This window comes from Streptomyces sp. NPDC107546 (assembly GCF_055639175.1).
Genome location: NZ_JBVKBA010000009.1, coordinates 85,359 through 105,948, shown reverse-complemented (window position 1 = coordinate 105,948; position 20,590 = coordinate 85,359). Strand labels below are relative to the sequence as shown.

Here is a 20,590-nt window from a genome sequence, read left to right as displayed (position 1 = left end):
CCTCAGCTCACGGCAGAGGCGGGTAGGCGTTCTGCATCAGCTGCTGGAACTGGGCCGAGAACCAGTGCCCGGACAGCGGTGCGTTCGGCAGGGCGCCCGACATGTTGTTGTTGTTCCGTGCGTTGCCCGTGTACGTCGGGTCGCACATCCGGTCGAAGCCCTTGCCCTCGTCGTTCGGGATCGCGGAGCTGGAGCCGTCGGACTCCCCCGGCGGCTTCATCCACACGTAGGCGTCGATCCCGGCGGCCGGGTTGGCCTGCGGACGCTCACCGAGGCCGGCGCCCGCCTGGTTGCACCAGTTGCCGGTATTGATGCGCCGGTCGTAGCGACCGCCGTTGACGTACGCGTCCACGTCCGTCTTGGGACCGGGGCCGGTGGGCCGTGCCGAGCCGCCCCAGCCGTTCCTGGAGGTGTCGATCAGCATGCCGATGTTCGAGTTGAAGCCGACCGAGATGAGCTTCTCCCGCAAGGCCTGCGCGTACGACAGCTCGTCGACGTACCGGTTCCAGTCCACCCACTTGGACTGGCGCACCGACGTGCCGTTCACGGTGTCGTCGACGGTGAAGTTGTCCTCCTTCAGGGCGCTGTAGTTCGCCGTGTTGGTGATGAAGCCCGCCACGTCGTCGACCGTCGCGCCCTCACTTGTGGCCGCCTGCTTGAGCAGGTCGGCCGTCGGGCCGAAGTTGTCGTCCCAGCCGAGCCAGCCGTGGTGACCTGCGTCCACGTAGTTGTAGACGTTCGGGATGGCGCCGAGTTTGGCGAGCGCGTAGCCGACGCCCTTCACGTAGTTGCCGTTGGCCTTCATCGTGTCGCACAGCGGGACGGCCGTGGCGCGGCTGCCGGTGTTGGTGATGAGGTTCGGCAGCGAGTCGAGCTCGACGGTGGTGACGATCCTGAGGGAGGCGTACTTGGAGTCGGAGAGGATCGCCGCGATCGGGTCGATGAACTGCGTCTTGTACTTGTCGATCTCCGTCGGGCCCAGCTCGCCATTGGACGCCAGGGCCGAGCAGTCCCGTCCCGGCAGGTCGTAGACCACGAGCTGGACGACCTCCTCGCCGCTGCCCTTCTGCTTGAGCGCCTCGTCGAGGTGGGCGCGCAGGCCCATGCCGCCGTTCACGCCGTTGATCGCGGCGATGCGGTCGAGCCAGACGCCGGTGGGCTGGTTGGAGACGCGGGTGCCGCCCGGCTCGGCGGCGGCCTTCGCGGACCACTCCGGGTTCACGTACACCTTGGCGCCGGTGTACGGGTTGTCGACGCGGCTGCCCGAGCCGGTGCCGCCGCCTCCACCGCCGCCACCCCCACCGCTGCCGCCACCGGCATCGACATTGCAGATGACACCGTCGAGCGTGAAGGTGGCGGGGATCGCGTTCGTGCCGCTGTAGGAGGCGTTGAACCCGAAGCCGACCGAAGCACCGGTCGCCAGCGCTCCGTTGTAGCTCTCGTTGGCGGCGGTGACGTCGGCGCCGCTCTGGCTGATCCTGGCGTTCCAGCCGCTGGTGACCTTCTGGTTTCCGGCGTACGACCACTTCACCGACCAACTCGACTTGGCTGCCGAGTTGTTGGTGACAGTGACGGCGGCGGTGAAGCCGGTGTCCCACTGGTTCTGCACCTTGTAGTCGACGGTGCAGGGGACGGCTGCATGCGCGGGGGTGGAAACGGCCGCGGTGCCGATGCCGCCCGCGACGAGAGCCAGGGCGGCCAGTAGCGACGTTCTTGTACGACTCATGAGTGCGGGTTCCTGTCTGGTCGTGAACTGTGTGGACTATCCGTTGAGGGCGCGCAGGTGGTCGCGCAGCCCGATGCCGTACGCCGTGGGCGTTCCGTCGTAGTTGGAGATCAGGGACGGCCCCGACGAGCAGTCCCAGGTGTTCCAGGTCCAGCCGAGGTAGGACAGGTTGCGGTCGTCGAACCACTTCATGACCTGGTCGACGAACCCGTGCGAGCAGGTGTTCTCACCGATCTCCCCGGCCACCAGCGGCACCTGGGCCGCGACCGGGGCGAGCGTTGACTTCCAGCAGCTCTCGCTCGCACAGGTGTTGAAGTTGTAGACGTGGTAGGCGGCGACAAGATTGCCCGCCGGGTCGCTCGGCCTGTACGTCAGCCACCGGCTCAGGTCGTTGGAGTACGCGAGTCCGCCGGACAGGATCACGTTCTTGGCGCCGCTGGAGCGCACCGCGTCGACCAGGTCCTGCATGCCGGCGACCTCGTAGGAGATGCCGGGACAGGTGCCGCCGTCCTTCCAGCACTTCCAGGCGTCCGTGACGGAGGACGTCGCCCGGTCCGGATAGGGCTCGTTGAACAGATCGAACGCCACCGCCTGGTCGTCCTTGAACGTACTCGCGACCGACGACCAGAACGACGGGGTGTACTGGGCGTCCGGCATGGGCTTCTGGCAGGTCGCGTGCACGTCGGAGCAGCCGGCCGAGTTGCCGGTGTACTGGCCGTAGGTCCAGTGCAGCTCGACGATCGGGGTCATGCCGTGCGCCTCGACGCGAGCCACCAGGTCCTTGACGGCCTTGATGTAGTTGGCGCCCGCGTACTCCGGCTTGACGTCGGAAAGACCCAGCCAGCACTCCTCGTTGAGCGGAATGCGGACCGCGTTCGCCTTCCAGTCGGCGATCGCCTTGATCGCCGCGTCGTCCACCGGGCCGTCGAAGATGCCGTAGCCCTGGACGCACATGAACTCGCCGCCGGACCGGTTCACGCCGAGCAGACGACGCGTCCTCCCCGCGGCGTCCACGAGTCTGTTCCCGGACACGTGCAGGGCCGGGGCCGAGCCGCTCGCCGGGGGCTCGGTCGGGGGCGGCGTCGGTTCGGAGTCGACGTTGCACGTGGTCCCGTTGAGCTTGAACGCCGTCGGGACGGCGTTGCTCCCCGACCAGGAGGCCAGGAACCCGGCGCTGACGCTCGCGCCGGTGGCCAGCGGGCCGTTCCAGCTCTCGTTGGCCGCGGTCACCGTCGTGCCGGACTGGGACCACCTGGCGTTCCAGCCCTGGCTGACCTTCTGACCGCCCACGAAGTCGAAGGTCAGGGTCCAACTGCTCACAGCGGCGCTGTTGTTGGTGATCTGCACGGCGCCCTGGAAGCCATTGCCCCACTGACTGGTGACGGAGTACTCCACCGTGCACGCGGGGGCGGCGCCCGAGGCCGTGACCACCGGGACGACCACGCTGCCGACGACGGCGACCGCGCCGGCCATGAGTAAGAGTGCTGAGCGAGGGGGGTGTCGCATGAGCGATTCCTTGCAGCTCGGGCGCGTCCGTGACGGACGCGTCGACTGGTGGAGTCGCTCCCACTGGTGCCGGTGAAGGTAGCGCCGAGTGACGGCAAAGAACAGAGGGGTCGCTGACTTTCCTTCAGCGCACCGTGTCGAATCTTTTCGACTCTTCAAGCACCTTGACCCCTCTTGGCCTCCTCCCCAATATGGGAGCGCTCCCACTGGTTCAAGGCTTGTCGCTCCTCCCCCCACCTCTGCCCCGAGCCGCAAGGAGGAACCAGCACATGGCACCCAGACGCAGACGCCGCGCCGCGCGACGGCTCTGGACCGCTGTCACGGCGGCCCTCGCACTCCCCCTGACCATGCTCGCGAACGGTACGACTCCCGCCCACGCGGCGGTCCTTCAGTGCAGCGTCGACTACAAGACCAACGACTGGGGGTCCGGCTTCACCGCGGACCTCACGATCACCAACCGCGGCGCCGGCGCCATCGACGGCTGGACGCTGACGTACGACTACTCGGGCAACCAGACGCTGACGAACGGGTGGAGCGGCACCTGGTCCCAGTCCGGCAAGTCGATCACGGTGAAGAACGCCTCCTGGAACGGCACGATCGCCGCCGGGGCCGCCGTGAACACGGGCGCCCAGTTCACGTACAGCGGCACGAACGCCGCGCCGACGAACTTCGCCGTCAACGGCACGACGTGCGCGGGCGCGCACCAGCCGCCGGTCACCGTGGTGACCAGCCCGGCCGCCGGCGCCGTCTACACCCAGGGTGACGCGGTCCCGCTGGCAGCCACCGCGGCCGCCGCCGACGACGCGACGATCAGCAAGGTCGAGTTCTACGACGACACGACGCTGCTCGGCACGGACACGAGCGCGCCCTACTCGCTCTCGGTCTCAAGCTTGACCGTGGGCAGTCATTCCCTGGTGGCGAAGGCGTACGACAGCCTGGGTGCGTCGGCGGAGTCGACGCCGGTCGGCATCACGGTCGCCTCGGGTCCCGCCGTGGTGGCCTCGCCGACCCAGCTCGGCGTCCAGCAGGGCAAGACGGGCACGTTCGGTGTCACGCTGTCGAAGCAGCCAAGCGCGAACGTGACGGTGTCGGTCGCCCGTACGTCCGGCAACTCGGGCCTGAGCGTCACCGGCGGCTCCTCGCTCACCTTCACGCCGTCCGACTGGAACACGGCCCAGACGGTCACCGTCGCGGCGGACGCCTCCGGTACCGGATCGGCCACCTTCACGGCCTCCGCGACCGGCTACGCCAAGGCCACGGTCACCGTCACGGAGCTGGCGGCCACGAAGGCGTACGACGCCCGCTTCCTGGACCTCTACGGCAGGATCACCAACCCGGCGAACGGCTACTTCTCCCCCGAGGGCATCCCCTACCACTCGGTGGAGACGCTGATCGTCGAGGCGCCGGACCAGGGCCATGAGACGACGTCGGAGGCGTACAGCTATCTGCTGTGGCTGCAGGCCATGTACGGGAAGGTGACGGGCGACTGGTCGAAGTTCAACGGCGCCTGGGGTCTGATGGAGAAGTACATGATCCCGACCCACGCCGACCAGCCGACCAACTCCTTCTACAACGCCTCGAAGCCCGCCACCTACGCTCCCGAGCTGGACACCCCGAACGAGTACCCGGCCAAGCTCGACACGTCCGTCTCGGTCGGCTCGGACCCGATCGCCGGCGAGCTGAAGAGCACGTACGGCACGGACGACGTCTACGGCATGCACTGGCTGCAGGACGTGGACAACGTGTACGGGTACGGCAACGAGCCCGGCAAGTGCGAGGCGGGCCCGACGGCCACCGGGCCGTCGTACATCAACACCTTCCAGCGCGGTCCTCAGGAGTCGGTGTGGGAGACGGTGCCGCAGCCGACCTGCGACGCCTTCAAGTACGGCGGCAAGAACGGGTACCTCGACCTGTTCACCGGGGACTCGTCGTACGCGAAGCAGTGGAAGTTCACCGACGCACCCGACGCCGACGCGCGCGCCGTGCAGGCCGCGTACTGGGCGGATGTGTGGGCCAGACAGCAGGGCAAGGGCAGCGATGTCTCCGCGACCGTGGGCAAGGCCGCGAAGATGGGCGACTACCTGCGCTACGCGATGTACGACAAGTACTTCAAGAAGATCGGCAACTGCGTGGGCGCCTCGTCCTGCCCGGCGGGCACCGGCAAGGACGCCTCGCACTACCTGCTGTCCTGGTACTACGCCTGGGGCGGCGCCACCGACACCAGCGCCGGCTGGGCTTGGCGCATCGGCTCCAGCCACATCCACGGCGGCTACCAGAACCCGCTCGCCGCGTACGCGCTCAGTTCCTACGCCGACCTGAAGCCCAAGTCGGCAACGGACGCCTCGGACTGGTCCAAGTCGCTGCAGCGGCAGCTCGAGTTCTACCAGTGGCTGCAGTCGTCCGAGGGCGCCATCGCGGGCGGCGCGACCAACAGCTGGCAGGGCCGGTACGCGACTGCGCCGAGCGGCACCTCCACCTTCTACGGCATGTACTACGACTGGCAGCCCGTCTACCACGACCCGCCGTCCAACCAGTGGTTCGGCTTCCAGGCGTGGTCGATGGAGCGGGTCGCGGAGTACTACCAGCAGACGGGGAACGCCACGGCGAAGGCGGTCCTCGACAAGTGGGTGAAGTGGGCGCTGTCCAAGACCACGGTCAACCCGGACGGCACCTACCGGATCCCCTCCACGCTGCAGTGGTCCGGGCAGCCCGACACGTGGAACCCGTCGTCGCCCGGCACCAACAGCGGGCTGCACGTCACCGTCGCGGACTACACCAACGACGTCGGTGTGGCGGCCGCGTACGCGAAGACGCTGGCGTACTACGCCGCCAAGTCCGGTGACGCGACGGCGAAGTCGACGGCGAAGGCGCTGCTGGACGGCATGTGGAGCAACTACCAGGACAGCCTGGGCATCGCCGTCCCGGAGACCCGCGCCGACTACAACCGCTTCGGCGACACGGTGTACGTGCCGAGTGGCTGGAGCGGCACGATGCCGAACGGCGACGCGATCGACTCCTCGTCCACCTTCACATCGCTGAGATCCTTCTACAAGAACGACCCGGCCTGGTCGAAGATCGAGGCCTACCTCAAGGGCGGCGCCGCGCCGTCGTTCACGTACCACCGGTTCTGGGCCCAGGCGGACATCGCCCTCGCCATGGGCTCGTACGCGGAGCTCCTCGAATAGTCCCCGCGGGGTCCTGTCGCCCGGCTGACGGCAGCCCGGCGACAGGACCCCAGCTCTGCGTACCGCGCCGGGCGGACTCCACCCGCACTGGGGTCCGCCCGGTTGCCGCGCCCTTGGCACCCCCCAGCCATCAGCGTGACCATCCGCAGGCCGGACGGTTATGCCGGTCATGGAAGCCCCTCGTTCCGGCAGGTCCGCCGCCCTCGGCGCCGTGACCTCACTCCTGCTTCTCGTCGTCACCGTCCTGGCCGGGTCCCCGGCCACCGCCGCCCGTCACGCGGTCCCCTCGGCGGACCCCGCGGCGATCCGCGCGTGGAACGCCATCGCCACCGACACCATCGCCACCAACCTCGGCCCCGCCCGCCCATCGGGACAGGCGGTCGTCTGGCACGGGTTCGTCTCGGTCGCCGTCTACAACGCCGTGGTCGGCATCCAGGGCGACTACGCACCGTACAAGTGGCAGCAACGCGGCCCCTCCACGGCATCGCCCGAGGCGGCGGCCGTGGCCGCGGCACACCGTGTCCTGCTCACCTACTTCCCCGCCTCCCGGGCCGGGCTCGACACCGCCTACGCCGACTGGCTCGCCAGGATTCCCGACGGCGCGGCGAAGACACAGGGCGTGGACTTCGGAGAGCGTGCCGCCGACCGCATCATCACGTTGCGAGAAGGCGACGGCCGGTACGCGCCCGTGCAGTTCACCACCCCGCCTGCGCCCGGTGTCTGGCGACCCACCCCGCCGGGCCATCTGCCCTTCATCGACCCCTGGCTCGGCAGGCTGCGCCCGATGCTGCTGCTCTCCCCGGCCCAGTTCCGTCCCGGCCCGCCACCGGCCCTGCCCTCGGCCAGCTATGCCCAGGACCTGAACGAGGTGAAGAGCATGGGGGCGAAGACCGGCTCGCCGCGCACCGCGCTCCAGACCGAGACGGCCCTGTTCTTCGGGGGCAGTCTGGTGACACAGATCCAGGCGGCGCTCAGGGACCACACCGACCGGCACCACCTGGGCATCGCCGAGACGGCGCGCATGTTCGCCGCGGTGAACACGGCGGCGACCGACGCCGTCATCACCGCCTGGGACGCCAAGCTCCGGTACGGACGCTGGCGGCCCATCACCGCCGTCCAACTGGCCGACACCGACGGCAACCCCGCGACCCAGGCCGACCCGCGGTGGCAGCCGCTGCTCGTCACGCCACCCCACCCGGACTACCTCAGCGGCCACACCACGGTCACCGGCGCGGTGACCCGGACCCTCAGCGGAATCCTCGGCACCACGCGGTTGGACCTGAACATCCCGTCCGAGATCACCGGCACCACCCGGCACTACGCATACGCCGACCAGCTCAACCAGGACATGATCGACGCGCGTGTGTGGGCCGGAATCCACTTCCGCTCGGCGGACGTGGCCGGGGCCCAGGTTGGCAAGCGGATCGGCGGCTGGGCACTGACCCACTACTTCCAACCGCTGCACCGCTGATCCGAGGCGGTCCCCTGGCGTCCGCCGAAGGTACGGGAACGCGGGAAACGGAAAGCACGTATGAGTGCGGGCATGGATCGTCCGGGGCCGCGGGTATGCGAGCGGTCCCTGACCGACCGTGCCCTTGAAGCGTGCGGCGAGAGGGGAAGGGGCGGATCGCTCGCGCTGTCCGGCCTTGTGCCGCTGGTAGTGGTGGGCGACGCACCCGGTTGCCGCAGCGGGCGGCGGAGCACCGTCAGTCCGCCTGCTCGCGCCGACGGGTGGTGAGACCGGCGCACCTCCTGAGGGGACTGCGGGGGGGCCGTGGCCTCAGTCGCCGCCACCCGGCCCAGGGGTGCCGTATCTTTCGGCCAGCTCGGACGCCGTTCGGGCGATCCGCCGGCGCAACTCCTCGGGTTCCAGCACCTCGATGTCCGCGCCCAGACTGAGGAACTCCCCGTACGCGTGCTCGACGGACTCGATCGGTACGGTGGCCAAAGTCCATCCGTCGTCCATCTCACGGCCGTCGGTTTCGACCGCCTTCCCCGCCGGTCCGGTGAGCCGCGCACCCGGGGCCAGCCGGACGACCGCCTCGCCGCGGTACAGCCGCTCGTGGAAATCCCTTTGGTACGCCGCCCAGTAGGTTGCCAGATCGAAGTCCTCGGGGACGGTGAACTCCTCGTCGCTCGGGCTGAGTTCGAGGAACTGGTCGACCCGGAAGGTGCGCGGTCCCGGCCCGGCGACGACGTACCAGCGCCCCGCCTTCAGTACGAGCCCGTACGGCTCCAGACGGCGCTCCACATCGGTGGGTTCGCGCCAGCGCCGGTACAGGACGTGCAGCACACGGCTGTTCCAGACGGCGTCCGCGACGGCAGTCAGAAACGGGGCCTCGCCGGCGTCCGCGTACCAGCCGGGGGCGTCCAGGTGGAAGCGACCACTGATCCGGTCGGCGTGCACGCGCAGTTCGGGCGGCAGCGCGGCGCGGACCTTCAGCTGGGCGGCCGCGAGGACGGAGCCCAGTCCGAGTGCCGCGGCCGGTCCTGGGGCGCCGGACAGGAACAGGGCCTCGGCCTCGCCCGCGGTCAGTCCGGTGAGCCGGGTCCGGTAGCCGTCGAGCAGCCGGTAGCCGCCCGCGTGACCGGCGTCGCCGTAGAGCGGAACGCCCGCGGCGTGCAGCGCCTCGACGTCCCGGTAGACGGTGCGCACCGAGACCTCCAGCTCTGCGGCCAGCTGGGCGGCGGTCATCCGACCGCGCGTCTGGAGCAGCAGCAGGATGGAGACGAGCCGACTGGACTTCACTGACACAGGATGTCAGGGAACCGGCCTTAGCGTTGCCGGCATGGCCTTCAGGGAGAAACTCCTCACCGTGCCGCCGCCGATCGAGGTGGCGGGCCGGTGGATCAAGCGGTACCACGTCACTGCCGACCCGGCCGGCATCGCGCCCGACGTCGAGAAGGCGGCGTACGCGATGCTGCCCCAGCTGCTGCCCGAGCCGGATGCCACGCCGCCCGCGACGTTCGTCGTGCTCCACCGGGGCGATGACGACGGCGCCTATCTCAACGCGTACAGCTGGGTGTGGGACAACGTCCTGCACTTCCGCGGCGCGGCGGCCGGCCAGCCTGCGCTCGGCTGCCCGGACCGGGACACCGCTCACTTCGTCCTGACCGATCGGCCGTGGATCGGCTGTGTCTGGGAACTGCCGCCCGTTCTGCACGAACGGGACGCCTGGGTACGGCATCTGCTCGCACCCGACGTCCCCGATCTCGACGCTTACCTGACCGACTCCCTGCCCGAGGGCACGACAGGAGACCGCTGATGAGCAGCCCGCACGACTTCGACTTCCTCCACGGCGAGTGGCAGGTCCTCAACCGCCGCCGGACCGACTTCCTCGACCCCGGTAGCGACTGGGAGGAGTTCACGGCGACGCAGCGCTGCCGGCCGCTGTTCGACGGAGCGGCGAACATCGACGAGATCGACATGCCGCATCTGGGGTCGAAGGGGCTCACCCTGAGGCTGTTCGACCGGGAGACCGAGCAGTGGTCGCTGAACTGGTCCTCCAGCACCAGCGGAAAGCTGTTCCCGCCCGTGACCGGGCAGTTCGACGGCGACCGGGGCGAGTTCCACGGCGACGACACACACGACGGCAAGGACGTGCGGGTCCGGTTCGTGTGGTCGGGGGTCTCACCCACCGCCGCCCGCTGGGAGCAGGCGTTCTCGGTGGACGACGGGGAGACCTGGGTGACCAACTGGGTCATGGAGTTCAGCAGGCCCCTGTGAGGCCCTCGGTCCCCTCGTCAGGGCATCCTCGGGTATCAGGCGAGCACGGCGTCGGCCGCCGCGGCGGCCCGGGGTTCGCCGCCACGCAGGGCGTCGTACTCCGCGCCCTCCTCCTCGTAGTCCAGCACGTGTGGCGACCGCTCAGTGCGCGCCGTGCCCGGGCGCCAGTTCCTCGACCCTGCGGGCCAGTTCGAAGTCGAGGTCGGTGACCGCTCCGCCGGCGCTGTGCGTGTTCACCGTCAGGGAGACGGTGTTGTAGCCGAGGGTGAGGTCGGAGTGGTGGTCCAGCTCCTCCTGCACCTGGGCGATGTGCACGACCATCGCGGTCGCCGCGAAGTGCGTGCCGAGCCGGTAGGAGCGGGCGATCCGGTCGCCCTCGAGGGACCAGCCGGGCAGCTCCGCCAGCCGGTCCTCGATCTCCTTCTGCGACAGTGGTTCGACGGGCATGACCTGGCTCCTTCCGTACGACGCGACGCGGGGACGGCCCCACCCTGTCACATCCCCTCCGTGCGGCCCCGTACGCGCGGCCGTGGCCCTTGAGGCCCCGTGTGCCACGGGCCCTCAGCGTCGTACGCACTCCGCGGCGAAGTCGTCCGCCAGGACGGTCGTCTCGGCCCGTCCCTCGACGCGCTCCAGCCACTCGTGCGGCAGCCCGTGGTCGCCGTGGTGGGCGCCGAGGAGGTTGCCGCAGATGGCGCCGGTGGAGTCGCTGTCGCCGGAGTGGTTGACGGACAGCAGCAGCGCCTGCCGGACGTCGGGCTCGGCCAGGGCGCAGTACACGGCGATGGCCAGGGCCTCCTCGCCGATCCAGCCCCCGCCGAGCGTCTCCACCTTCTCCGCGGTTGGCGCGCCCTCGGCGGCCAGGTCGAGGGCGCGCCGCAGCGCGGCCGTGGTCTCCTCGTGGCCGGGGTGACGGGCGAGCAGGCGCAGGGCGCGCAGTACGGCGCCTTCCAGGGAGTCGCCCTCCACCAGGTACGCGACGATCGCGGCGAAGGCACCCGCGCAGTAGTAACCGGTGGGGTGGCCGTGGGTGGTCTGGGCGCACAGCGCGGCCATCAGGAACGCGGTGTCGCCGGGCACCCGGGCCAGCCCGAAGGGTGCCGAGCGCATGACCGCGCCGCAGCCCTTGGAGTCGGAGTTGACCGGGCCGGGGCGGCCCAGTGCGGCGCCGGGGTCGGGCACGAAGTCCTGGGCGAGGCCGGAGAGGCAGGCGTTGCCGGGAGCGCGCCGCGCGTACAGCCACCCCTGCGCGGCGAGTCCGGTGGCGCCTGCGGGTGGGCCGGGCAGGCGCTGGGTGTCGAACCAGCGGCCGTACGCGTCCCGTACCAGCCGGGACCAGGCGCCGCCGATGCCCTTGTGGCGCTCACGCTCGTGCGCCTGCCGCAGGGCCTCCACCGTGAACAGGGTCATCTGCGTGTCGTCGGTGACGCGGCCCACGGTGCCCTGCCCGTCGGGTACGAGAGAGGTGACGCCCTCGGCGCCGTGCGTGGAGCGTATGCGCTCCAGGGAGGCGAACTCGATCGGGTAACCGAGGGCGTCGCCGATCGCGCCGCCGAGGAGGGATCCGCGCACCCTGGCCCGGTAGATCGCGGTCGCCTCCCAGGACGGGTTCAGCCGGTCGTCCATGCACCACTCCTCGACTACGGTCCTGTGTATGGCCATTGTCGCGTCCTCACCCGCCGCCCCCTCCCTCGCCCCCTCGGAGCAGGGAATCGGTCCGCTGCTGCGCGGGTGGCGGGAACGGCGGCGGGTCAGTCAGCTGGAACTGGCGCTGCGGGCGGGCTCGTCGGCGCGGCACATCAGCTTCATCGAGACGGGCCGGTCACGGCCCAGCGAGGAGATGGTGCTGCGGCTCGCCGAACATCTGGACGTGCCGGTGCGGGAACGCAACGCGCTGCTGCTGGCGGCGGGTTACGCCCCGCACTATCCGGAGACGCCGCTGGACGACCCGTCGATGGAGGCGCTGCGGGCGGGTGTGGAGCGGTTGTTGCAGGGCTACGAGCCCTACCCGGCGCTGGTGGTGGATGCGACGTACGAGGTGGTGGCGGCGAACCGGGGTATCGCGATGTTCCTGGAGGGCGTCCCGGACCGCCTGCTCACCCCGCCCCTGAACGCGATGCGTCTGACGCTGCATCCGGAGGGCCTGGCGCCGCGCATCCGCAACCTGGCCGAGTGGCGCGGCCACCTGCTTGCGCAGATGGAGCGCCAGATCGCGCTGCAGCGCTCGCCGGCTCTGCGTGCGCTGTACGAGGAGGTGGCGGCGTACCCGGTCCCGGACCGGAGCGAGTCCGCGTCCGGACCGGGTGCGGAGGTCGAGGAGGTCCCGTACTTCGCGCTGCCGATGCGGATCGAACACGAGGGCCGGGTGCTGTCCTTCGTGTCGTCCATCTCCACCTTCAACACCCCGATGGACGTGACGGTCGCGGAGCTGGCCATCGAGACGTTCCTGCCCGCGGATCCGGTGACGGTGAAGTACCTCCAGTCACGCGGGACGTGACGGGGCGTCGGTGACGGGCGGTACGCCACCGTCCGCACACCCGAGTGTTCTCCACGCCGAGGTCACGCTGAGGATCCCGTACGTTCAGGTGCTGCTGTCACATGTCGGCGAAGGCGGCCTCCGTGACGCGCACGCGGGAGATCCCGGGAGTACCGCGACAGCTTCTGAGGTGGCACCGCCCCGCCCGGCGGCCCGGTCACGGCAGTTCGTCCGCCCACATGTCCAGCAGGTCCGCGTCCGAGTCGGGCGCTGTCCTCGCGGGGGGCCCGTCGGCTCCGGGAAGCGCCTGTTCGGCCCAGATGACCTTGCCCTGGGGCGTGTACCGGGTGCCCCAGCGCTCGGTCATCCGCGACACCAGGAACAGGCCCCGGCCTCCCTCGTCGGTCGTCGCCGCGTACCGCAGGTGCGGTGAGGTGCTGCTGCCGTCGGCCACCTCGCAGACCAGCGTCCTGTCGTCGTGGATCAGCCGCACGTGGATCGGCGGGGAGCCGTAGCGGATGGCGTTGGTGACGAGTTCGCTCAGGACGAGTTCCATGCCGAAGCCGAGTTCGGCAAGGCCCCACTCGTCGAGCTTGCGGGACAGGGCGACGCGCATCCCGGCGACGGCGGACGGGTCGGGCGGCACGTCCCAGTCGGCGACCCGGTCGGCCGGCAGCACCTGGGTGCGGGCGATGAGCAGGGCGACGTCGTCCTTGGGGCGTCCGGGCAGTAGTTGGTCCAGCACGGCCTGGCAGCTCTCCTCGGGCGAGCGGCCGGGGTGGCCGGCGAGCACGGCGCCCAGCATCTCCATGCCCACGTCCAGGTCGCGGGTGCGGTCCTCGATCAGGCCGTCGGTGTAGAGCACGATCTGGGTGCCCTCGGGGAGGTCCAGCTCGGCCGTTTGGAAGGGCATGCCGCCGAGGCCGAGCGGCGGTCCGGCCGGCAGGTCGGGGAAGGTGACGCCACCGTCGGGGTGGACCAGCGCGGGCGCCGGGTGCCCGGCGCGTGCCATGGCGACGCGGCGCGCGACGGGGTCGTAGACGGCGTAGAGGCAGGTGGCGCCCACGATGCCCACGGCCGTCTCGCTGCCCGCCTCGTCCTGGTCGATGCGGCCGACCAGGTCGTCGAGATGGCTGAGCAGCTCGTCGGGCGGCAGGTCGAGGGAGGAGAAGTTGTGCACCGCGGTCCGCAGCCGTCCCATGGTCGCGGCGGCGTGCAGGCCGTGGCCGACCACGTCGCCCACGGCCAGCGCCACCCGGCTCCCCGGCAGCGGGATCACGTCGAACCAGTCTCCGCTCACGCCGGACTGGGCGGGCACGTATCGGTAGCCGACATCGAGGGCGCTCTGCTCGGGCAGGGCCCGCGGCAGCAGGCTGCGCTGGAGGGTGACCGCCAGGGTGTGCTCGCGGGTGTAGCGACGGGCGTTGTCGATGCTGACCGCGGCGCGGGCCACCAGCTCCTCCGCCAGTGACAGGTCCTCCTCGTCGAAGGGCTTCTGCTGGGTGGAGCGCCAGAAGTTGGCCATGCCGAGCACGACGCCGCGGGCCCGGATCGGGGCGGCGATGAGGGAGTGGATGCCGTAGTCCACGACCTCCCTGGTGCGCTCCGGGTCCTGCGCGTGCCAGCCCGCGGCGGTCGCCAGGTCGGTCACCAGCTCGGCGCGGCCGGTGCCGAAGCCGCGAGCCTGGGGCGTGGAGGGCACGAAGTCGAGCAGCCGGCCCCTCTCGTAGAGCGGGTGGTCGTCCCGGACGCCGCGCACGGCGGTGCGCCGCAGGTCCGTGGCCGTGGGGCCGGGCTCCTCGCCGTGCAGCACGGCGTCGGCGAGGTCCACGGTGACGAAGTCGGCAAAGCGGGGGACGGCGACCTGGGCCAGCTCGTCGGCGGTGCGGACCACGTCGAGTGTGGTGCCGACGCCCAGTCCGGCGTCGTAGAGCAGCTTCAGCCGCTCCCGCGCGACCTCCGCCCTGCCGGACACCGCCTGCAGCTCGGTGGAGTCGCGCAGGGTGACCACCGTGCCCTCGGGGCCTCCGTCACGGTCCGTGGGCCGCTGGTTGACCGCCAGCAGCCGTTCCCCGGCGAAGACCACCTCGTCGGTCGCCTCGCGCCCGGAGACCAGCAGCGCCACCGTCGCGGGGTCGAGGGCCGCCAGGTCCGACACGCGCTGTCCCTCGGCGTCCAGGGGCAGCCCCAGCAGCCGTCTGGCCTCGTCGTTGGCGAGCAGCAGCCGCCTGTCGTCCCCGATGATGAGGACTCCCTCGCGCACCGAGTGCAGCACCGCGTCGTGGTGCTCGTACATGCGGGTCATCTCGTCGGGGGCCAGGCTGTGGGTCTGCCGTCGCAGCCGCCTGCCGACCAGTGCCGTGCCGCCGGTGGACACCACGAGCGCGCCGGCTCCGGCGCCGAAGATGATCGGGAGTTGCCGGTCCACCTCGTTGGTCACGTTCTTGACCTTCAGACCGGCGGAGACGAGGGCCACCACCTTGCCCTGGGGATCGTCGACGGGAACAGTGGCCTGGACTTCCTCGCCGAGCGGGCCGTGGACGCTCTCGGTGTAGACCTTCCCCGCGAGCGACGGGCCGATCGTGCCCACGAACCGGTGGCCGATCCGGCTCGGCAGGGGGTGGGTGTAGCGGATGCCCTTGGTGTTCATGACCACGATGAAGTCGACACCGGCCGACTTGCGCCCCGCCTCGGTGAGGGGCTGGAGCACCTTCGTCGGATCGGGAGTGCGCAGCGCCTCCAGGATGCCCGGAGAGTGCGCGAAGGTCTGCGCGACGGCTATGGAGCGGCGCTTGGCCTCGGAGCCGGTGTCCCGCTTCGACTGCAGCACCAGGGCGACCACGGCGCAGACCACGAGCAGCACGACCAGCGCCACCTGCAGGACGAATACCTGTCCGGCGACGCTTCGTGGACTTCTGCCGATCAAGGGCCGCATTGATATGCGCCGAAATCGAGCGTTTCCGCTCGCCATGCGACATTTCTAGCACAGCGTTCCCCGCGGTCCGCCGGGACGACAGGTTCGCGCCAGATCCTACGCCGCCGCCCAGCGGCCGCGCAGCCCGGCCGCGGGGCGCCCCGGCGGGCCCGTATGACCGCTCCCACCTGCGCGAACGGCGATCCGTCGGGCGACGTCCAGGGTTGTCCGGCCCTCGCGGGATCAGCCCCTGCTCCCCCCGAAATCCCCACACCGGTCCGGCCGGAAGATCCTCGCCGCGGATCCGGCCGTAGGGCGTGGCGCACGCGAAACCGCCGGTGCGGCAGGTCGCGGGGCGCGGGGCGTGGGCTCAGGCAGCGCCCCCCTTGGTGTCCCTGTCCTCGTCGACGATCTCCGCGTCCACCACGCCCTCTTCGTCCCGCGGTGCCGTGTGCTGCCGGGCGCCTTCCGTGGACGTCTGCTGGGACTGGGCGTACATCGCCTGGCCCATCTTCTGGCTGACCGTGGCGAGCTTGTCCACGCCGCCCCGCAGGGCCGCGGTGTCGGCGCCCTCCTTGAGCAGGTCCTTCAGCTCGGCGACCGCCGCCGTCACCTCGCCCTTCGTGTCCGCCGGCACCCGCTCCCCGTTCTCCCGCAGGAAGTTCTCCGTCTGGTAGACGAGCTGCTCCGCCTGGTTGCGCGCCTCCGCCGCCTCCCGGCGCCTGCGGTCCTCCTCGGCGTACTGCTCCGCGTCCCGCATCATCCGGTCGATGTCGTCCTTGGCGAGCGCCGAGCCGCCGGTCACCGTCATCTTCTGTTCCCGGCCAGTCGCCAGGTCCTTCGCCGAGACGTGCATGATCCCGTTGGCGTCGATGTCGAAGGTCACCTCGATCTGCGGCACACCGCGCGGCGACGGCGGCAGCCCGGTCAGGTCGAAGACGCCGAGCTTCTTGTTGTACGCGGCGATCTCCCGCTCGCCCTGGTAGACCTGGATGCCGACCGAGGGCTGGTTGTCCTCGGCGGTGGAGAAGATCTCCGAACGCTTGGTGGGGATCGTCGTGTTGCGTTCGATCAGCTTGGTCATGATGCCGCCCTTGGTCTCGATGCCGAGGGACAGCGGGGTCACGTCGAGCAGCAGCACGTCCTTGACGTCGCCGCGCAGGACACCGGCCTGAAGTGCCGCGCCGACGGCCACGACCTCGTCCGGGTTGACGCCCTTGTGCGGGTCCTTGCCGGTGAGTTCCCGTACCAGGTCGGTGACCGCGGGCATCCGGGTGGAGCCGCCGACGAGGATCACGTGGTCGATCGCGGAGAGCTCCACGCCCGCGTCCCGGACCGCCTGGTGGAAGGGTGTCCGGCAGCGGTCCAGCAGATCGGCCGTGAGCTCCTGGAACTGGGCGCGGGTCAGCCTCTCCTCCAGGTGCAGCGGGCCCTCGGCGGAGGCGGTGATGTAGGGCAGGTTGACGGTCGTCTCGGTGGAGCTGGACAGCTCGATCTTGGCCTTCTCCGCGGCTTCCCGCAGCCGCTGCAGCGCCATCTTGTCGGCGCCGAGGTCGATGCCGTACTGGCCCTTGAACCGCTTCACCAGATGGTCGACGACCCGCTGGTCCCAGTCGTCGCCGCCGAGGTGGGTGTCACCGTTGGTCGCCTTGACCTCGATCACTCCGTCGCCGATCTCCAGCAGGGAGACGTCGAAGGTGCCGCCGCCGAGGTCGAAGACGAGGACGGTCTGCTCCTCGCCGCGGTCGAGCCCGTACGCGAGGGCCGCCGCCGTCGGCTCGTTGATGATCCGCAGGACCTTCAGCCCCGCGATCTCCCCGGCCTCCTTGGTGGCCTGCCGCTGGGCGTCGTCGAAGTAGGCGGGCACGGTGATCACGGCGTCCGTGACGTCCTCGCCCAGATACGCCTCGGCGTCCCGCTTCAGCTTCTGCAGGACGCGCGCGGACAGCTCCTGCGCCCGGAAGCGGGTGCCGTCCACGGACCCGTCCTCCGGGAAACGCCACTGCGCGTCGCCCATGTGCCGCTTGACCGAGCGCGCGGTGCGCTCGACGTTGGTCACGGCCTGCCGCTTGGCGACCTCACCGACGAGCACCTCGCCGTTCTTGGCGAAGGCCACGACCGACGGCGTGGTCCGCGCGCCCTCGGCGTTGCTGATGACGGTGGGCTCACCACCCTCCAGGACGGCCACCACCGAGTTCGTCGTCCCCAGATCGATCCCGACCGCACGTGTCATCGCCGTCCCCTTCCGCGAGGGCGCTTTCCCAGACTCCAGCACAGATCTTGAGCGGCCCCTTGTCAACGTGCTCGACGGGGGGCTCCCGACGTGATGCCGGGTACCCGGAAACGGCGGTGCCGCGCCCCCTCGGCGGGAAGCGCGGCACCTTCGCGAACGCGGGGGTCAGGCGAGCTTGGCGTCCAGCGTGATCGTCGTACCGGCCAGGGCCTGGCTGACCGGGCAGTTCTTCTTGGCGTCCTCGGCGGCGGCGACGAACGCGTCGTTGTCGATTCCGGGGACGGTGCCCTCGACGGTGAGGTGGATGCCCGTGATGCCCTCACCCGGCTGGAAAGTGACGTCGGCCTTCGTCTCGAGCTTGGTGGGCGGGGTGCCGGCGCCGGCCAGGCCGTGCGACAGCGCCATGGAGAAGCAGCTGGAGTGGGCGGCGGCGATCAGCTCCTCGGGGCTGGTCCTGCCGTTCGCGTCCTGGGAGCGCGAGGCCCACGTGACCGGCTGCTGGGCGATGCCGGAGGAGTCGAAGGTGACGACGCCGTTGCCCTCGAGCAGGTTGCCTTCCCAGACGGTGTGAGCGGTGCGCGTGGTTGCCACGGTTCTTCCTTTCGATGGGGTCCCCGTTTCCGGGGTTCCGTCGCTCCCATCCGATCACACCCGACCCCCATGGACCCAGCTCCCCGCCGCGTCGCCGTCCAGCCCGTCGTCAGGCTGCCCGTTCGTCCTCCTCCTCGGCGGCGGCAAGCGGCACTTGGGGGCCCTCGCACTCGCCCAGCCAGCGGCGGAAGACCTGGTGGACCTGCTCGGCGCCGACCAGTTCGGCGCCCTCCTCGACCGGTGCGGACAGCTCCACCGGCCACAGCAGGAAGGGCCGGCCCTGCGCGCCGCCGAGCCCGCCGTGCGAACCGATCTGCTCCTCGAAGGCCAGGACTTCGCCCTCGGCCGGGTCGTACCAGGAGTTGACCATGATGTCGGCGGCGTGCGCGAAGGAGTGCGTGCGGCGCACGGCGTCGGCGGCACCCGGTCCGAAGCCCGTGAGCGGACCGGTCTCGTCGGCGAGCCGGTCCACGGGGATCTCGGCGCCGAACGCGCCCAGCACCACCCCGCCGTGCTCCTCGCTGCGGACGAGGACGAAGCCGACGCCGGGATGGTTGGCGAGCGTCGACAACAGCGCGGGGTACCGGCGGTCGATCTCCTCCTTGCTCATCCGGTGCGCCACATCGGGGAAGGAGACGAGCCCGAGGTTCCCGGAGGCGAGCACGACGGGCTCCGAGTGGCGGCGGCCGGCCCTGTGGTGCTCGGCCTTCTCCTCGACGGGCCGGCGCAGCGCGGCGCGTACGGCGGCACGTGCCTCGGCCCCGCTGTGGGTCCGCTCCACCTTGCGCGGCACGTGCAGCCCGCAGCCGGCCCGCACCAGGTTGGCGAGGCTGAGCCCGTACCGCGTGCGGAAGGTCTCGCCGGGGCTCTGCCCGTGGTCGGACAGGACGACGATCCGGTACGGCCGCGGGGCGTGCTCGGCGACCTGCGCGAGCAGCGCCAGCGAGCGGTCGAGCCGGTGCAGGACCTTCTCGGCGTCGCAGCTGTGCGGCCCCGAGTGGTGGGCCACCTCGTCGTAGGCCACCAGGTCCGCGTAGATCGCGCTGCGCCCGGCGAGCATGTCGCCGATCACCGCGGCGACGACCACGTCCCGTTCGACGACGGTGGCGAAGGCACGCACGAAGGGGTACAGGCCGCCGCGGCCCACACGCGGCCGCTGTCGCTTCAGCCGGGCCCGGGTGGACTGGCCGATCTCGCGGGCGACTTCGGCGGCGAACGACATGGCGGTGCGGACGGCGTTGGCCGGGTCGCTGAAGTACGCGAAGTAGCCCACGCGTGAGCGGTTCTCCCTGCCCCGCCGGGCGGAGACGGACAGCACCAGCGCGAGCTGGTCGGCGCCGCCGCTGAACAGGTTGCCGCGGCTCGCGCCGTCGACGGTGAGCAGACCGCCGTCGCCGGTCCGCTCGATGGCGCGGCGCTGGAGTTCCGCGGCGCTCGTCGGGCGGTTGCACACGACGACCTCGCGGGTCTCCTTCTCATACCAGCGGAACGCGGGAACGTCGTGGTTGGAGCCGTGCAGGATGCCGAGCTGGCTGGCGCCGGTCTGGCTGGACCAGTCGGTGCGCCAGGCGGTGAGCCGGTGGCTGGGGCCGCCGTCGCGCGGGCCGAGCCAGGAGGCGACGGTCGGCATCAGGCCCTTGGCCACGGCCGCCCGCAGCACGTCGTGTCCGACGCCGTCGAGCTGGACGAAGACCGCGCCGGGGGTGACACGGCCGGAGCGTCCGTCGCCGCGTCTGCGGCGGCGGTCGGCGAGCCGGTACAGCCTTCTGCGGTACGCGTCGTCGTCCCGCACGGCGAGGGCGGCACCGGTGGCCGAGGCGACGGCGGACATCGCGGCGGCGACCACCACGGCGGTCTCGGGGGCGGCCTCGGCGTCGCCGGAGGGGCTGACGCGGAGGGCGACGAGCAGGAGGGAGCCGTTGAGGAAGAAGACGAGCAGACCGAGGACGAGGGCGGGGACGAGCAGCAGGAGCCGTACCAGCAGGGGCCACACCAGGGACGACAGCAGACCGAAGACGCCGGCGCCGGCAGCGGCCGTGACGGCTATGCGGGTCGCGCTGTCGCCGCCGGGGGACTGAAGCCGGAAGTCGGGCAGGACGCCGGCGAGGACGAGCATGGTGGCGGTGGAGGCGGCCCACACGGCGATACTGCGCCCCACACCGCTGAGCAGCTTCCGCCAACGCCCGTGCCCCACGCCCAGCTCACCTCACGTCATGGCCCTGCCGCCCTCCC

14 protein-coding genes and 1 pseudogene are annotated in these 20,590 nt (G+C 70.9%); 5 read left to right on the top strand and 10 right to left on the bottom strand.

The window, feature by feature from the left end; translation table 11 throughout:
- Positions 1 to 7 precede the first annotated feature (7 nt).
- Positions 8 to 1,726, bottom strand: coding sequence for a glycoside hydrolase family 6 protein (locus tag ACZ7L1_RS15620; RefSeq protein WP_471437565.1), 1,719 nt, complete (start codon positions 1,724 to 1,726; stop codon positions 8 to 10).
- Between the two features lie 36 nt (positions 1,727 to 1,762).
- Positions 1,763 to 3,232 carry a cellulase family glycosylhydrolase gene (locus ACZ7L1_RS15615; RefSeq protein WP_471437563.1) on the bottom strand — a complete coding sequence of 490 codons (1,470 nt, stop codon included), beginning with the start codon at positions 3,230 to 3,232 and terminating at the stop codon, positions 1,763 to 1,765.
- A gap of 269 nt (positions 3,233 to 3,501) precedes the next feature.
- On the opposite strand from ACZ7L1_RS15615, the gene ACZ7L1_RS15610 reads away from it, so the two are divergent.
- Complete coding sequence (locus tag ACZ7L1_RS15610) at positions 3,502 to 6,417, top strand: glycoside hydrolase family 48 protein (RefSeq protein WP_471437561.1); 2,916 nt, start codon at positions 3,502 to 3,504, stop codon at positions 6,415 to 6,417.
- 169 nt (positions 6,418 to 6,586) lie between these two features.
- Complete coding sequence (locus tag ACZ7L1_RS15605) at positions 6,587 to 7,888, top strand: vanadium-dependent haloperoxidase (RefSeq protein ID WP_471437560.1); 1,302 nt, start codon at positions 6,587 to 6,589, stop codon at positions 7,886 to 7,888.
- Between the two features lie 309 nt (positions 7,889 to 8,197).
- Here ACZ7L1_RS15605 and ACZ7L1_RS15600 read toward each other — a convergent pair whose 3' ends face one another.
- Positions 8,198 to 9,166: a helix-turn-helix transcriptional regulator gene (locus ACZ7L1_RS15600; protein WP_471437558.1), complete on the bottom strand. Its 969-nt coding sequence runs from the start codon at positions 9,164 to 9,166 to the stop codon at positions 8,198 to 8,200.
- A gap of 40 nt (positions 9,167 to 9,206) precedes the next feature.
- Here ACZ7L1_RS15600 and ACZ7L1_RS15595 point away from each other — a divergent pair, with 40 nt between their 5' ends.
- Entirely contained in the window at positions 9,207 to 9,683 is a 477-nt protein-coding gene (locus ACZ7L1_RS15595) for a hypothetical protein (protein WP_471437557.1), read from the top strand.
- Positions 9,683 to 10,144, top strand: a complete 462-nt coding sequence (locus tag ACZ7L1_RS15590) for a hypothetical protein (protein ID WP_471437555.1) — start codon at positions 9,683 to 9,685, stop codon at positions 10,142 to 10,144. Before ACZ7L1_RS15595 ends, ACZ7L1_RS15590 begins: the two co-directional genes overlap by 1 nt.
- A 41-nt stretch (positions 10,145 to 10,185) precedes the next feature.
- On the opposite strand, the pseudogene ACZ7L1_RS15585 reads toward ACZ7L1_RS15590, so the two are convergent.
- The 3 genes and pseudogenes from ACZ7L1_RS15585 to ACZ7L1_RS15575 all read right to left on the bottom strand — a co-directional run.
- Positions 10,186 to 10,272 (bottom strand): annotated as a pseudogene (locus tag ACZ7L1_RS15585) (SAM-dependent methyltransferase); the annotation flags it as partial.
- 13 nt (positions 10,273 to 10,285) lie between these two features.
- Positions 10,286 to 10,591, bottom strand: coding sequence for a 4a-hydroxytetrahydrobiopterin dehydratase (locus ACZ7L1_RS15580; protein ID WP_200417958.1), 306 nt, complete (start codon positions 10,589 to 10,591; stop codon positions 10,286 to 10,288).
- A gap of 114 nt (positions 10,592 to 10,705) precedes the next feature.
- Entirely contained in the window at positions 10,706 to 11,770 is a 1,065-nt protein-coding gene (locus tag ACZ7L1_RS15575; RefSeq protein WP_471437554.1) for an ADP-ribosylglycohydrolase family protein, read from the bottom strand.
- 28 nt (positions 11,771 to 11,798) lie between these two features.
- Between ACZ7L1_RS15575 and ACZ7L1_RS15570 the strand changes: the two genes are divergently transcribed.
- Positions 11,799 to 12,641 carry a helix-turn-helix domain-containing protein gene (locus ACZ7L1_RS15570; RefSeq protein WP_471437552.1) on the top strand — a complete coding sequence of 281 codons (843 nt, stop codon included), beginning with the start codon at positions 11,799 to 11,801 and terminating at the stop codon, positions 12,639 to 12,641.
- 196 nt (positions 12,642 to 12,837) lie between these two features.
- Here ACZ7L1_RS15570 and ACZ7L1_RS15565 read toward each other — a convergent pair whose 3' ends face one another.
- From ACZ7L1_RS15565 to ACZ7L1_RS15550, 4 genes are all read right to left on the bottom strand, one after another.
- On the bottom strand, positions 12,838 to 15,555 hold the full coding sequence (locus ACZ7L1_RS15565; protein ID WP_471437551.1) for a SpoIIE family protein phosphatase: 2,718 nt from the start codon (positions 15,553 to 15,555) through the stop codon (positions 12,838 to 12,840).
- Between the two features lie 349 nt (positions 15,556 to 15,904).
- The gene (dnaK, locus tag ACZ7L1_RS15560; protein ID WP_471437549.1) at positions 15,905 to 17,767 is read right to left on the bottom strand and encodes a molecular chaperone DnaK; all 1,863 of its coding nucleotides are present in this window, start codon (positions 17,765 to 17,767) and stop codon (positions 15,905 to 15,907) included.
- Positions 17,768 to 17,932: 165 nt separating this feature from the next.
- Positions 17,933 to 18,358 carry an OsmC family protein gene (locus ACZ7L1_RS15555; RefSeq protein ID WP_200417962.1) on the bottom strand — a complete coding sequence of 142 codons (426 nt, stop codon included), beginning with the start codon at positions 18,356 to 18,358 and terminating at the stop codon, positions 17,933 to 17,935.
- A gap of 109 nt (positions 18,359 to 18,467) precedes the next feature.
- On the bottom strand, positions 18,468 to 20,552 hold the full coding sequence (locus tag ACZ7L1_RS15550; protein ID WP_471437547.1) for an alkaline phosphatase family protein: 2,085 nt from the start codon (positions 20,550 to 20,552) through the stop codon (positions 18,468 to 18,470).
- Positions 20,553 to 20,590 lie beyond the last annotated feature (38 nt).

Bases quoted from the DNA above. Each gene is read 5' to 3' on its own strand.
- ACZ7L1_RS15620 (WP_471437565.1), bottom strand. From the start codon at position 1,726: ATGAGTCGTACAAGAACGTCGCTACTGGCCGCCCTGGCTCTCGTCGCG.
- ACZ7L1_RS15615 (WP_471437563.1), bottom strand. From the start codon at position 3,232: ATGCGACACCCCCCTCGCTCAGCACTCTTACTCATGGCCGGCGCGGTC.
- ACZ7L1_RS15610 (WP_471437561.1), top strand. From the start codon at position 3,502: ATGGCACCCAGACGCAGACGCCGCGCCGCGCGACGGCTCTGGACCGCT.
- ACZ7L1_RS15605 (WP_471437560.1), top strand. From the start codon at position 6,587: ATGGAAGCCCCTCGTTCCGGCAGGTCCGCCGCCCTCGGCGCCGTGACC.
- ACZ7L1_RS15595 (WP_471437557.1), top strand. From the start codon at position 9,207: ATGGCCTTCAGGGAGAAACTCCTCACCGTGCCGCCGCCGATCGAGGTG.
- ACZ7L1_RS15590 (WP_471437555.1), top strand. From the start codon at position 9,683: ATGAGCAGCCCGCACGACTTCGACTTCCTCCACGGCGAGTGGCAGGTC.
- ACZ7L1_RS15580 (WP_200417958.1), bottom strand. From the start codon at position 10,591: ATGCCCGTCGAACCACTGTCGCAGAAGGAGATCGAGGACCGGCTGGCG.
- ACZ7L1_RS15575 (WP_471437554.1), bottom strand. From the start codon at position 11,770: ATGGACGACCGGCTGAACCCGTCCTGGGAGGCGACCGCGATCTACCGG.
- ACZ7L1_RS15570 (WP_471437552.1), top strand. From the start codon at position 11,799: ATGGCCATTGTCGCGTCCTCACCCGCCGCCCCCTCCCTCGCCCCCTCG.
- ACZ7L1_RS15565 (WP_471437551.1), bottom strand. From the start codon at position 15,555: ATGCGGCCCTTGATCGGCAGAAGTCCACGAAGCGTCGCCGGACAGGTA.
- dnaK (WP_471437549.1), bottom strand. From the start codon at position 17,767: ATGACACGTGCGGTCGGGATCGATCTGGGGACGACGAACTCGGTGGTG.